Consider the following 12234-nt stretch of genomic DNA (forward strand, 5'->3'; position numbering starts at 1 on the left):
CGCCGGCGCGGCCTGGCCCAGCCGCGCCAGGACCGCGTCGCACTCGTCTTCGGGCAGGCTGGCCAGGTACGCCCGTCCCATGGCGCTGTCCAGCGTGGCGCGATAGCCAACGGGCAGGCGCAGGTACAGCGCGGACGAGCCGTGGATCGCCTCGACATAAGTCATGGCGTCGCCGTCGAACGCGCCCAGGGCCACCGCGCCGCCGGTCTCGCGCGCCAGATCGGACATTGAGGCCTTGGCCAGTTCGCGCACCTCAAGTCCGGCAAGCAGGCCAAACCCCAGCGCCAGCACGCCGTAGCCGGGCGAGTACTTGCCCGTGTCGGGGTGGTAGCGCAGGTAGCCCAGTTCCGTCAGCGTGTACGTGATCCGGCTGATGGTGGGCTTGGGCAGGCCGGTCAGGCGCGCCAGATCCAGGTTGCCCAGCGCTGCCACGCCGTGGCGAAAGCACCGCAGCACGTCCAGGCCGCGCGCCAGCGCCGTGATGAAGTCGGGGGAATTGGCGCCCTCGCCCGCGCCAGCGGCCCGTTTGCGGCGAGCGGGCAGGCTCAGTTCAAGCTTCTGGTCCGGCTTGGATGGCGGGAGGGCAATGCGCTTGCCGGCAGAAAACGGTTGCATTTATATACGCTTCGTTTTTATAGTTTATTTCGAAAGACAGAATTAAATTCCATATTCCGGAATTTAAAACATCCAAGGAGACCTGGCAAGCGGCGCCATGAACGACATGGGCGTCAGCCAAGCCAGGCCCGGCGATCCACTCTGACCACGCGATTTCAAGGGGAAAACATGATTCGCAACAGCTTCAAACTGCTCGCCACCCTGATGCTTAGCGCCGCCGCGCTGGGCGCCCAGGCCGATACGTATCCGGCCCGCCCGATCAAGGTGATTTCGCCCTTCCCGGCCGGCGGCGCGACCGACGTGCTGACGCGCGTCCTGGCCGAGCGGATGGCCAAGAACCTGGGCCAGTCCATGATCGTGGAAAACAAGGCCGGCGCGGGCACGTCGATTGGCGCGGCCTATGTCTCGCGCGAAGCGCCGGACGGCTACACCATCCTGATGGCCACCAACTCGACGCTGGTGACCAACCGCTATCTGTATAAGGAACTGCCCTACGACCCGGATAGCTTCGCCAAGATCGGCATGGTCGGCGTCGGCCCGCTGGTCCTGCTTTCCACGCCGAAGCGGCCGTTCAACAGCACGCAGGACGTCGTTGCGTATGCCAAGCAGAATCCGGGCAAGCTGACGTTCGCGACCTTCGGCCCGGGCACCTCGTCGCACCTGGCCGGCGAACTGTTCAAGGAACGCGCCGGCATCGACATCCTGCACGTGCCCTTCAAGGGCGCCACGCAGGCCCTGCCCGCGTTGATCAGCGGCGACGTGGACCTGTTCTTCGACATGGTGGCGACCGGCATGCCGCAAGCCGACGCCGGCAAGGTCAAGGTCTTCGCGATCACGAGCCCCACGCGCCTGGCGACCCAGCCCAACGTGAGCACGCTGGCCGAACAAGGCTACCCCGCGTTCGACATGACCGCCTGGTTCAGCTTCGTGGCCCCCAAGGGCACGCCGGCGCCGGTCGTCGAGCGCCTGCAAGCCGCGCTGACCGAAACGCTGAAGGACGAAGCGGTCAAGAAGCGCCTGCTGGACATGGGCATTGACCCGCGTTCGGGCACGGCGGCCGAGCTGGACAAGCAGATCAAGACCGAGCAACCCATCGTGTCGCAGCTCATCAAGCAGGCCAACATCGTTCTGCAGTAAGCCTGCCTTCATGCCGGTTTCGTGACAAAACGTTCGCGGAGTGCCGGCCCGCGATCGGTGCGCCCGTGGCCCTGCCGCGAGCGCACCATTTCCCCGACAGCGCCGTCCCGGCCCTGTCGGTTTTTTACGCGCGGTCTAACCCCTGGATACAGAAATCGGCGCCATGGCGCTGCTAAGGTAAAGCGCGAACGTAACGCGCAAACGCCGAACCATTCCAGGGAGCCCGATGCCTCAAACCGAAGACCGATACGCCCGCCTGGACTCAGCCCGCTGGCTGGCTGCGCTGGCCGTCGTTCTGCTGCACAGCGCCGCTTTGATCGTCAGCGATCCCGCCGCTCACGGCCGCGGCGCATGGCTGGCCGCCAATCTGTATGACTCCGCCGCGCGCTGGTGCGTGCCTGTCTTTGTGATGGTGAGCGGCGCGCTGCTGCTCGATCCCGACAAGCCGCAGGATGCGAGGCGCTTCTACAGCCGGCGCCTCGCGCGGATCTGCGCCCCCCTCCTGTTCTGGACGCTGTTCTACCTGGCATGGCGCACGGGCCTGGACTGGTGGGACGACGGCCGCGTCGATTTTTCGTTCTGGCCGCGCAAGGTTGCGCAGGGCGAGCCCTACTACCACCTCTGGTATCTGTACATGATCGTGGGGCTGTACCTGTTCGCGCCGCTGGTCCGGGTGCTGTACGTGCGCAGCACGCCCAAGGCGCGCGCGCTGTGGGTCGTCGGCATCCTGGGGGTGGCAATTCTTGATGCCCTGTACCGCCGCGCGCTCGGCGCGCCGCATGGCTTTTTCCTGACGTGGTTCCTGCCATACCTTGGCTACTTCGTCGCGGGCCGTCTGATCTTCGATGGCGAGATGCGCGTTCCGCGCCCAGGTTTGATGCTGGCCGCCACCGTGGCCGCGACCGCGTTGGGCGTGACCATCATGTCCAACGGCCAAGTGCTGGACACCTACTTCTACGACTACTTCAGCCTGACGGTGCCGTTCATGTCGCTGGCCGCATTCCAATGGATCGTGTCCTCGCCCCGGTTGCCCAGGCTGGCGGCGCTGGCCCCGCTGACGTTTGGCGTATACCTCATCCATCCGGTCTTTCTGGATGTCGCGCGCCGCATCGGCGCCTTCTCGGGGCAGGACCGCGACGCGTGGGTGGTGCCGTTGCTGACGATGATGGTGTTTGCATTATCGGCCGCCAGCAGCTGGTTGCTTCGGCGCCATCCGGCCACGCGCCGCCTCGTCTGAAAGCCCTACGGCGCATGGGGTTGTTCGCGGTTTGAGCGCGGTCAAACCCACCCCGGGATTCCCTCGAATGGCCCGGCCTTTTGACGCGGGCGTGGCCCAATCCCTTGGGGTACAATTCACGGCTTATTTGATCGGCCAGACACCGATTTTTCTTCGCGCCAGAACGGATTCACCCAGGCTCGAATTCATGAACAAGGCCCCCGGAACACACCGCGAGGGACCTGGACTTGAACAAAAGCGCCTGGCAAGGCTCAAACCGTCCTGGCTTTTTTATCCGAGCGGAGGGAATCATGACCGACATCGGTCGGATGGCACATGTCGTGCCAGCTCGCACCCAGCTACCCGTCAGCGCTTATTTTGACGAAGCCCTCTTTGCCCGCGAGCAAGAACTCATTTTCAAGCAATCCTCGCTCTACGTCGGCCACCAGAAATTGGTGCCCGAAATCGGGGATTGGCGTACGTTGGTCCAGGAAAACGGAGGGCGCTCGCTGGTTCGCAACCAGCATGGCGTCGAACTCATCTCAAATGTCTGCCGTCACCGTCAGGCATTGATGCTTGGTGGCGAAGCCGGCAACGTGGCCGGCAACTGCAACACGCATGGCAATCTGAAAGCGACTGGCGGCAACATCGTCTGCCCGTTGCACCGCTGGACGTACAACAACCAAGGCGAGTTGTTGGGCGCGCCGCAGTTCGAGACCACGCCTTGCATGAACCTGCAGAAGTTCCGCCTGCGCGATTGCCACGGGCTGCTCTTCGAAGGCCCGCGCGACCCGGCTGCAGACATGGCGCCGTTGTTTGGGCGTCCCGAGTTCGACTTCGGCGATTACGTGCTGGACCACGTTGAAGTGCATCAGTGCAACTACAACTGGAAGACCTTCATCGAGGTCTACCTCGAGGACTACCACGTCGGCCCGTTCCATCCCGGACTGGGGCGTTTCGTCACGTGCGACGACCTGACCTGGGAGTTCAACGACTGGTACAGCCTGCAGAAGGTGGGCGTGCACAACGCGCTGGCACAGCCGGGTTCGGACGTGTACAAGCAGTGGCACGACCGCCTGCTGTCGTTCCGCGAAGGCGACGCCCCCGACTTCGGCGCCGTGTGGGTCACGTACTTCCCGACCCACATGATCGAGCTCTATCCGCACGTGCTGGTGCTGTCCACGCTGTACCCGAAGGGCCCGCAGGAAACGATCAACGTGGTCGAGTTCTACTACCCCGAGGAAATCGCCGCCTTCGAGCGCGAGTTCGTCGAGGCGCAACGCGCGGCCTACATGGAAACGGCCATCGAAGACGACGAGATCGCCGAACGCATGGATGCCGGCCGCAAGGCCTTGATGCTGCGCGGCGTGAACGAGACGGGTCCGTACCAGTCGCCCATGGAAGACGGCATGCAGCACTTTCACGAGTGGTACCGCCGCATCATGCAGTCGGTGTAGACCTTACCGCTTCAGCCGGCATGACAAAGGGCCTTGCGACATCCTTCACGATTCGCAAGGCCCTTTTTCCGTCCAACGGCGGTGCGCGGTTCAGCGTCCGGTGACGCCAGCCACCGTCCGTTCACCGATCGCCAGTCCCACTGTCATGCCCACGCCGGAGTGCATGACCGCCACCGTGGTCGCCGCGTCCACCGGCATCACGGAAAACGGCGCCGGTCCGTGCGCGCCGTAGACGCCCTGCCACCGCTCGACCACGCGCAGCCGCGCGCCCAGCGCCTGCGAGGCAAGATCCAGCATGGCGTTATCGACGGCTTCGTCGTTGAACGGCAGCGCGTCCTGCCCGTACTGGTGCGAGTCGCCGATGATCAGCTCGCCATACGGCGTGGGACTGATCAGCAGATGGATGCCGTTTTCCAGCAGCATCGGCGTGCGCGCCTGGATCACGCCGCGCAGCGACTGCGCCGTCGGCAGGTCCGAGAACGCGCCGTAATGCACGCAGGACAGGCCGGTGAGCAGTGGCCGGTCCAGCGGCACGGGCGCGCCGTCGAACACCGCGCGCAGCATCTGCAGGCGCGTGACCTCCAGGTTCAACGGCGCAAATTGCTCGGGCAGCAGGGTCAGGTAATCGTGGCCCGGGCACACGAACACATGCGACGCCTTGAAGTCGCCCGCCGAGGTGCCGACTTCGCCGTTCTCCACGGCGCGCGCCAGAGTTCCGGTGACGAAGTCGACGCCCAGCACGGACTGCAGATAGTGCGTGATGGCCGGCAGCGCCTCACGCGAATAGATCTGCAGGTCATCGTGACCGCGCAGCGCCATGCAGTGGTGCGCAAGCTGCCCGCCGTACAGACCCGCCACATCCCGCGCGGACAAGAGGTCCGCGCGGTAGCCTTCCTGCCGCATCCGCGTGTCCGCAAATTCCTGCAGCACGTCGGCCTCGTCGGCGTTGCGGGCCAGCACCAGGGCGCCATTGGCGCGCACATGAAAACCCGCCTTGTCCGCCAGATCGAGCCACAGCTCGCGGGACTGCTGCGCGTGCGACAGCATCGTGCCCGGCGCCTGCCCCGTCACGATGACCTGGCCGAAATTGCGGATCGTCGCACCATGCGCCTGGCGGCTGCGCTCGATCACCGCCACGGACAGGCCGCGCTTGGCGGCCGCCCAGGCATGCGCGATGCCGAGCATGCCCGCGCCCACCACGATTACGTCGTAAGTCTTCATTTTTGAAATACTGCGAGAAGGATGTCGGGGAGGCCACCGCGGGCCTCCCGATGCGCGGCGGCGCGCTGCCGCCGCGGTGGGTCAGGATTTACTTCTTCTTCGGCTCGGACTTGCCGTCGTAGCGGCGGGTCCACTCGGCAATGATGCGGTCGCGGTTCGTCGCGGCCCACGTGAAGTCGTTCTTGATCATGCGCGAGGTCAGATCGGCCGGCAGGTTCGGGTTGGCGGTCGCGATCGACGGAATCGCCAGCACCGCGAAGTTGGCCTTGTACAGCTCGTTGGCTTCGCGGCTTGCCGAGAAGTCGGCCAGCTTGCGGGCGGCGTCGAGGTTCTTGGTGCCCTTCATGATGGCGGTGGCTTCGACTTCCCAGCCCAGGCCTTCCGACGGGAACACGGCTTCGACCGGTGCGCCGTCGGCCTTCAGCTTGGCGGCGCGGTAGTCGAACGAGATGCCGATCGGGAATTCACCGGCGGCGGCCATGTTGCACGGCTTGGAGCCGGAGTGCGTGTACGAGCCGATGTTCTTGTGCAGGGCGTCCATGTAGGCCCAGCCCTTTTCTTCACCGAAGATCTGCAGCCAGGCGCTGACGTCCAGGAAGCCCGTGCCGGACGAGGCCGGGTTCGGCATGACGATCTTGCCGGCATAGACCGGCTTGGTCAGGTCCTGCCACGACGTGGGCTTGGGCAGCTTCTGCTTTTCGGCTTCGATCGTGTTGAAGCAGATGGCGGCGGCGTAGCCGTCCATGCCGACCCAGGCGGGCTCGGCCTTGGCATCGCGCATGTTGGCGGCGATCTGATCCAGGCCCTTCGGCGCATAGGGCTGCAGCATGCCTTCCTTGTCCATCAGGCCCAGCGCGGTGCCGGCCAGGCCCCAGATCACGTCGGCCTTGGGATTGTTCTTCTCGGCCAGCAGCTTGGCGGCGATGATCCCCGTGGAGTCGCGCACCCACTGGATCTTGATGTCGGGATTGGCCTTCTCGAAGGCAGCTTGATAGGCCTTGATCTGGTCGGCTTCCAGCGCCGTGTAGACGGTCAGCGTGGTCTCGGCCGAGGCGGCGCCCATCACGCCCGTCAGGGCGGCGGCCAGTGCAAGCAGCTTGTAGCGATTCATGAACAACTCCGTGAGTGAGCGGAAAAACAGGATGAACGAGGCCCCCACGGCCGGCGGGTGCAGGCTGCGGATGGCGGTAAGTCAAAAGGTGTGGGGTGGCCCGGAGCGCCGGGCGGCAGGCGTCTAGTTCAGGGGCGTTCGCCTCGGGCCAGACGGGCTTGAATGTCCTCGACCACGGCCGGCAGGTCGGCCACCGTGTCGATCAAGTAGTGCGGGCCGGCCGGATTCAGCTCGTCGCGTGCGGCATTGCGCGCCGCGTCGCGAGTGGTGTCGGAAAGGCCCAGGTATTCGTCCAGCGTCAGGCCCGCGGCGTTGCCGGACAGCAGCAGCCCCACGGTCCACATGCCCGCGCGGCGGCCCTCTTCGATGCCGGGCGCGGTGTCGTCGACCTTGATGCAGCCGGCCACGTCGGACAGGCCAAGCTCCACCACATTCTTCAAGGCCATGGCGGGCGCGGGACGCGCGCGCGGCACCTCGTCGCTGGCGACGATGCAATCGGGCGCCAGGTCCTCGGTGGCGGCGCGTTCGACCACTCGGGCCATCACGCTGGCGGGATAGCCGGAGCACGACCCGATCTTCAGGCCGCGTTCGCGCAAGGCGCGCAGCACGTCGGCGGCGCCGGGGATGGCGGCGGAATACTGCGCGACCTTCTCCAGTTGCATGGGCAGGAAGCGCTCGTAGATGGCGGTCACGTCGTCGTCGCTGGGCAGGCGGCCGAAGCGGGCCTGGTATTGGGTGGCAATGGCGGGCTGGTCGCACAGCGTGCGGATGTGGTCCCACTTGCCCATGCCCATCGGGCCGCGCGCTTCCTTCAGCGACACGTCCATGCCGAACTGCGAGAACGCATCCACGAACACCTTGGTGGGCGCGAAGGATCCGAAGTCGACCAGCGTGCCGGCCCAGTCGAAGATCACCGCCTCGAGGCGGACGGGCAAAGGTTGAACAGTCATGGAAGTCATCCTGGAAAAATGGTCGGTCAACGGGACGCCGGGCGCCGCCAGGCCTGGGTGCGCGCCACCAGGGCACGGCTCGCCAGGTGCAGGACCAGCGCGGCAACGGCTGAGCTGGCCATGATGACCGTGCACATGGCGGCGGCCGGGCCGATGAAGCCGGCGTCATCCATGTTGAGCACGGCGACGGCGGCCAGCACCGTGGATGGGCTGTACAGAAACACCACCGCCGACACGGTCGTCATGGCGGAAACGAAAAGGTAGCGGGCCACATCCAGCGCCGCGGGCAGGCACATGGGCAGCGTCACGCGCACAAAGGTCGTCAGGCGCGGCACCTTCAGCGAGGCGGAGGCGGCCTCGAACTCCGGGTCCAGCGCATTGAGCGCGGTGGCGGCGGTCAGATGCGCGCTGGTATAGAAGTGGACGACCGTGCACAACACGAGCAGCGGCATCGTGCCGTACAGCATGTTCAGCGGGTTCGACAGGCTGTTGAAGAAGAAGATGTAGCCCAGGCCCAGCACCAGTCCCGGCACCGCCATCGGCATCAGCGCCAGCATGCCGGCCATGCCGCGCAAGCCGCGCGCCATCGTGCCGCGGGCGGGCACCTTCTCCATCATCCACGCGCCGACAAAGACCACCAGGGTGCCCACGAGCGCGGTGCAGAACGCGAGCTGCAGGCTGTTGCGCCACGCCAGCCAGCCGCCGCCGTCCATGTTGTCGAAGTCGTACGAACGCAGCGACATCGACAGGTTGTACGGCCACATCTTCACGAATGAGGCCCAGACCGCCACGCCGATGATCAGCAGCAGGAAGGCCGCCATCACGCCGGACAGGATCAGGAACGCCGCGTCGCGCCGGCCGTTCATGCCGGCCGCATAAGGCTGCGCGCGGCCGCTCATCTGGGCGCCCTGACGGGCACGCAACCGGCGATCCAGCACAAAGGTCAGCAGGGCCGGCAGCAGCAGCAATATGCCGATGGCTGCCCCCTTGGGGAAATTCTGCTGTCCCACCACCGCCTTATAGGCTTCCATGGCCAGCACGTTGTAGTCGCCACCGACGACCTTGGGCACGCCGAAGTCCGTGACGGTCAGCGTGAACACCACGCAGCAGGCCGAGAACACCGCGTAGCGCGTGCCGGGCAGCGTGACCGTCATGAAGGTGCGCCACGGCCCCGCGCCCATGGCGCGCGCCGCGTCATAAAGCCGGCCGTCGGCCAGCGCCAGGCCCGTCAGCAAAATCATGAGCGCATGCGGAAACGTGTAGAACGCCTCGCCCACCACGATGCCCCAGAAGCCATAGATGGTGGCGCCGCCGGTCAGACCCTTGAGCAGGCCCTGATTGCCCAGCAGGTAGACCAGTGCGATGCCGGGCAGCAGTGACGGCGCCAGCAGCGGCAGCAGCGCGATCGTGCGCAGCAGCCCCTTGCCCGGCAGGCGGGTGCGGGTGAGGCCATAGGCAAAGCCGTAGGCGCAGGGCACCACCAGCAGGGTCGTCACGACGCCCACGGCCAGGCTGCGCCCGACCATGTCCATGAATCCGTCGGCGCCGACGATGCTGGCGATGACCGACAGGCCCGCCCAGCCGCCGTCGGCGTCCGTGACGGATTTAAGGAGGATCGCCGCCAACGGCAACGCCAGGAATATCAGGAGACCGAGCGCCAGGCCGCCCTGCCCCAGCGCCAATCCCAGCGCGCCAATCCAGGCGGGCATCGGGCGGCGTCCCAAGGCAGGCAGCGGCGCGGCGGCGGACGTGGGGATTGCGGGCGCGGCGGAAACCGCGGCGGGCTGGCCGATGGCGCGGGAATTGTTCACGGCCGGATCAAGCGTAGGCGCGTATCGCATGGCGCGGCAGCTCCACCCAGCAACGGCCGGCAGCGTGAGCGCCCAGCAGGGCGTCTCCGGTTTCAGGAGACACGATGGAATGCACGGTGGCGCCGGGCACGCCTTCCAGACGCAACGCAAGACGATAGCTGCGTCCCAGGAACACGCCGTCCAGCACGTCGGCCAGCATGGAATTGGATTCTTCCGGCTTTGTCATGCTGACGCGCACGGCCTCGGGCCGCACGAAAAGCTTGCCGGAACCGGCGTCCAGGGCCGCATCCACCGCCAGCTCCTGGCGCCCCACGCGGGCGCGATGGTCGTCGATGCGTTCGAACGGCAGCCAGTTGGCCTCGCCCACGAAATCGGCGATGAAAGCCGATCCCGGCTGGCGATACAGTTCGCGCGGCGTGCCGTACTGCTCGATGACGCCGCCGTTCATCACGGCGATGCGGTCGGCCATCACCATGGCCTCTTCCTGGTCATGCGTCACCATGAGCGTGGTGATGGACAGGCGCTTTTGCAGCGCGCGCAATTCGATGCGCAGGTGTTCACGCACGCGCGCATCCAGCGCCGACATGGGTTCGTCCAGCAACAGCAGGGACGGCGACGGCGCCAACGCGCGCGCCAGCGCCACGCGCTGCTGCTGGCCGCCCGAGATCTGGCCGGGGTACTTGTGCGACGCGCCCGCCAGGCCCACCAAAGTCAGCATTTCCTCGACACGGCTGGCGACATGGCTGCGATGGGCGCGCTTGCCGCTCAGGCCGTAGGCCACGTTCTGGGCCACGGTCAGGTTCGGAAACAGCGCATAGGACTGGAACAGGATCCCGTAGTCTCGCGCCTGCGGTTCGGCATGGGAGATGTCGCGGCCCGACAGCACGATGGTTCCGCTGTCCTGGCGCTCCAGCCCGGCGATCGCGCGCAGCAGCGTCGTCTTGCCGCAACCCGAGGGCCCCAGCAGACACACCAATTCTCCGGCGCGGATATCCAGCGACACATCGGCCAACGCCGTGTGGGTGCCGAATCGCTTGACGAGATTCTGCACGGAGAGAAAGGCGGTATCGCGTTGGGGCATGGGGCCTCCGGTCTGGGAACGAAGGCAGTATGGAAGCGGCGTATTGAGCGTTTATGACACTTCGCGCAAATGCAGTAATAAAAACATCAAATTATTTTGGTGTACTGGCGGTCTTGCGCATTGCGTCCAACCCTCGCCCCCCGACCGTGCTCGTCGCCGAACTCAAATCCTTCTATGCCGTGGCCCGCTGCGGAACCGTCACCAAGGCCGCCGCCCAACTGGGTGTGAGCCAGCCCACGGTGACGGGGCAACTGCGCCAGCTCGAATCGCGCTACGGAATCGAACTGTTTCACCGGCAGGGGCGCGGCATGCGACTGTCGGACGCCGGGCAGAACCTGATGCCGATGGTCGAGAAATTGGTGCAGCAGGAGACCGAGATCGACTTCCGGCTGCGCGACGCGAGCGACCTGCGCGAAGGCAATCTGCGCATCGGCGCAACCGGGCCCTACTACATCATGGATACCGTGCGGCGCTACAACCAGCGCTATCCCGGCATCGACCTGACCGTGACGATCGGCAATTCGCAGTCGATGCTCCGGGCGTTGCAGGATTACCGCATCGAGATTGCCACGTCTTCCTTTCTGACGGATGACAAGCATCTGTACCGGCGCAAGATCGCCGCGGACCCGATCCGCGTCGTCACGCACCGGGCCCATCCGCTAGCGCGGCGCGCCCAGGTGCGGCTGGCCGATCTGGCCGAGCACGCGCTGCTCTTGCGCGAGCCCGGCTCGATGACGCGCCAGCTGACCGAAGAAGCGCTGCAGGCGGCCGGCGTCACCATGCGCCGCACGCTGGAAATCGGCAGCCGCGAATCGATCCGCCAAGCCATCCTGTGCGAGCTGGGCATCAGCCTGATCCCGTCACGCGAGATTCCGTCCCACCCCGATCTGGCCGCCCTGGACATCCAGGACGCCGGCATCGTGATGAATGAGTACCTGTACTGCCTGCGCGAGCGCCAACCGGTGCAGCTTATCGCGCGCTTTCTGGAGATGGCGCCGGCAGCCGGCTGACCGTTGCGGTCACTGCCCGCCTCTTCCCCTTGCGGCCACTCAGGAGACAACCATGGCCTTGACCCTGCAGGAAATCGAACAACTCTTCCTGGAACGCGGGCACCGTTCCTATCATGGCGAATCCGTCAGCCATCTGCGGCACGCGCTGCAGACGGCGACGCTGGCCGAGCAGAACGGCGCCAACGCCCATCTCATCACGGCGTGCCTGCTGCATGATCTGGGCCACCTGATTGCCGATCGTCCCGGCACGCCGACACTGCGCGGCATCGACGACAAGCACCAGTATTTCGTGCTGCCCTTCCTGCGCGGGCTGTTCAGCGCCGCCGTGCTGGATCCCATCCGCCTGCACGTCGAGGCCAAGCGCTACCTCTGCTATGTCGAGCCGCAGTACGAAGCAAGGCTGTCCGAAGATTCCCGCCGCAGCCTGGCATTGCAGGGCGGCAGTTTTGACGCCGGCCAGGCCGTGGACTTCGCCAGCATGCCCGGCGCGCCCGACGCGATACGCCTGCGGCGCTGGGACGACATGGCCAAGGTGCCGGGCCTGGCGACGCCGCCGCTCGATCACTTCCTGGAAATCGCCGAAACCGTGTCCGGACGCGTCAAGCTGGCCGCGGTCTGGTAACTG

At 66.0% G+C, this 12234-nt stretch carries 11 protein-coding genes; 5 read left to right on the forward strand and 6 right to left on the reverse strand.

All coding sequences use genetic code 11. The features are described 5' to 3' along the window. Nucleotides 1-615: IclR family transcriptional regulator (locus AC6LJW_RS10260; protein WP_498087200.1), on the reverse strand; the 615-nt coding region annotated here is incomplete at its 3' end. Nucleotides 616-783: 168 nt separating this feature from the next. Between AC6LJW_RS10260 and AC6LJW_RS10265 the strand changes: the two genes are divergently transcribed. From AC6LJW_RS10265 to AC6LJW_RS10275, 3 genes are all read left to right on the forward strand, one after another. Continuing rightward, complete coding sequence (locus AC6LJW_RS10265) at nucleotides 784-1752, forward strand: Bug family tripartite tricarboxylate transporter substrate binding protein (protein ID WP_105237986.1); 969 nt, start codon at nucleotides 784-786, stop codon at nucleotides 1750-1752. 226 nt (nucleotides 1753-1978) lie between these two features. After that, the gene (locus AC6LJW_RS10270) at nucleotides 1979-2989 is read left to right on the forward strand and encodes an acyltransferase (RefSeq protein ID WP_056567440.1); all 1011 of its coding nucleotides are present in this window, start codon (nucleotides 1979-1981) and stop codon (nucleotides 2987-2989) included. 290 nt (nucleotides 2990-3279) lie between these two features. After that, nucleotides 3280-4425: an aromatic ring-hydroxylating oxygenase subunit alpha gene (locus AC6LJW_RS10275; protein WP_056567443.1), complete on the forward strand. Its 1146-nt coding sequence runs from the start codon at nucleotides 3280-3282 to the stop codon at nucleotides 4423-4425. Nucleotides 4426-4515: 90 nt separating this feature from the next. Here the strand turns inward: AC6LJW_RS10275 and AC6LJW_RS10280 are convergent, their stop codons facing one another. The 5 genes from AC6LJW_RS10280 to AC6LJW_RS10300 form a co-directional block, all read right to left on the reverse strand. Further along, entirely contained in the window at nucleotides 4516-5646 is a 1131-nt protein-coding gene (locus AC6LJW_RS10280; protein ID WP_498087201.1) for a TIGR03364 family FAD-dependent oxidoreductase, read from the reverse strand. Between the two features lie 88 nt (nucleotides 5647-5734). Continuing rightward, nucleotides 5735-6757 (reverse strand): putative 2-aminoethylphosphonate ABC transporter substrate-binding protein, encoded by a 1023-nt coding sequence (locus tag AC6LJW_RS10285; protein ID WP_056567448.1) that lies wholly within the window; start codon nucleotides 6755-6757, stop codon nucleotides 5735-5737. Nucleotides 6758-6885: 128 nt separating this feature from the next. Continuing rightward, nucleotides 6886-7716 carry a phosphonoacetaldehyde hydrolase gene (gene phnX / locus AC6LJW_RS10290; RefSeq protein ID WP_498087202.1) on the reverse strand — a complete coding sequence of 277 codons (831 nt, stop codon included), beginning with the start codon at nucleotides 7714-7716 and terminating at the stop codon, nucleotides 6886-6888. Nucleotides 7717-7733: 17 nt separating this feature from the next. Continuing rightward, nucleotides 7734-9548, reverse strand: a complete 1815-nt coding sequence (locus tag AC6LJW_RS10295) for a putative 2-aminoethylphosphonate ABC transporter permease subunit (RefSeq protein ID WP_162253569.1) — start codon at nucleotides 9546-9548, stop codon at nucleotides 7734-7736. Continuing rightward, nucleotides 9526-10599, reverse strand: a complete 1074-nt coding sequence (locus AC6LJW_RS10300; RefSeq protein ID WP_056567454.1) for a putative 2-aminoethylphosphonate ABC transporter ATP-binding protein — start codon at nucleotides 10597-10599, stop codon at nucleotides 9526-9528. The genes AC6LJW_RS10295 and AC6LJW_RS10300 overlap by 23 nt, the downstream gene beginning before the upstream one ends. Before the next feature lie 146 nt (nucleotides 10600-10745). Between AC6LJW_RS10300 and AC6LJW_RS10305 the strand changes: the two genes are divergently transcribed. Together AC6LJW_RS10305 and AC6LJW_RS10310 are read left to right on the forward strand one after the other, a co-directional pair. Further along, on the forward strand, nucleotides 10746-11609 hold the full coding sequence (locus AC6LJW_RS10305; protein ID WP_498087229.1) for a LysR family transcriptional regulator: 864 nt from the start codon (nucleotides 10746-10748) through the stop codon (nucleotides 11607-11609). 52 nt (nucleotides 11610-11661) lie between these two features. After that, on the forward strand, nucleotides 11662-12231 hold the full coding sequence (locus AC6LJW_RS10310) for a phosphonate degradation HD-domain oxygenase (RefSeq protein WP_056567455.1): 570 nt from the start codon (nucleotides 11662-11664) through the stop codon (nucleotides 12229-12231). Nucleotides 12232-12234: the final 3 nt, after the last annotated feature.

It is taken from the genome of Achromobacter sp. 1012554356 (assembly GCF_059760815.1).

Excerpts from the sequence above, each read along its gene's own strand:
- AC6LJW_RS10265 (WP_105237986.1), top strand. The coding sequence starts at position 784 with ATGATTCGCAACAGCTTCAAACTGCTCGCCACCCTGATGCTTAGCGCC.
- AC6LJW_RS10270 (WP_056567440.1), top strand. The coding sequence starts at position 1,979 with ATGCCTCAAACCGAAGACCGATACGCCCGCCTGGACTCAGCCCGCTGG.
- AC6LJW_RS10280 (WP_498087201.1), bottom strand. The coding sequence starts at position 5,646 with ATGAAGACTTACGACGTAATCGTGGTGGGCGCGGGCATGCTCGGCATC.
- phnX (WP_498087202.1), bottom strand. The coding sequence starts at position 7,716 with ATGACTTCCATGACTGTTCAACCTTTGCCCGTCCGCCTCGAGGCGGTG.
- AC6LJW_RS10310 (WP_056567455.1), top strand. The coding sequence starts at position 11,662 with ATGGCCTTGACCCTGCAGGAAATCGAACAACTCTTCCTGGAACGCGGG.
- AC6LJW_RS10295 (WP_162253569.1), bottom strand. The coding sequence starts at position 9,548 with ATGCGATACGCGCCTACGCTTGATCCGGCCGTGAACAATTCCCGCGCC.
- AC6LJW_RS10300 (WP_056567454.1), bottom strand. The coding sequence starts at position 10,599 with ATGCCCCAACGCGATACCGCCTTTCTCTCCGTGCAGAATCTCGTCAAG.
- AC6LJW_RS10285 (WP_056567448.1), bottom strand. The coding sequence starts at position 6,757 with ATGAATCGCTACAAGCTGCTTGCACTGGCCGCCGCCCTGACGGGCGTG.
- AC6LJW_RS10275 (WP_056567443.1), top strand. The coding sequence starts at position 3,280 with ATGACCGACATCGGTCGGATGGCACATGTCGTGCCAGCTCGCACCCAG.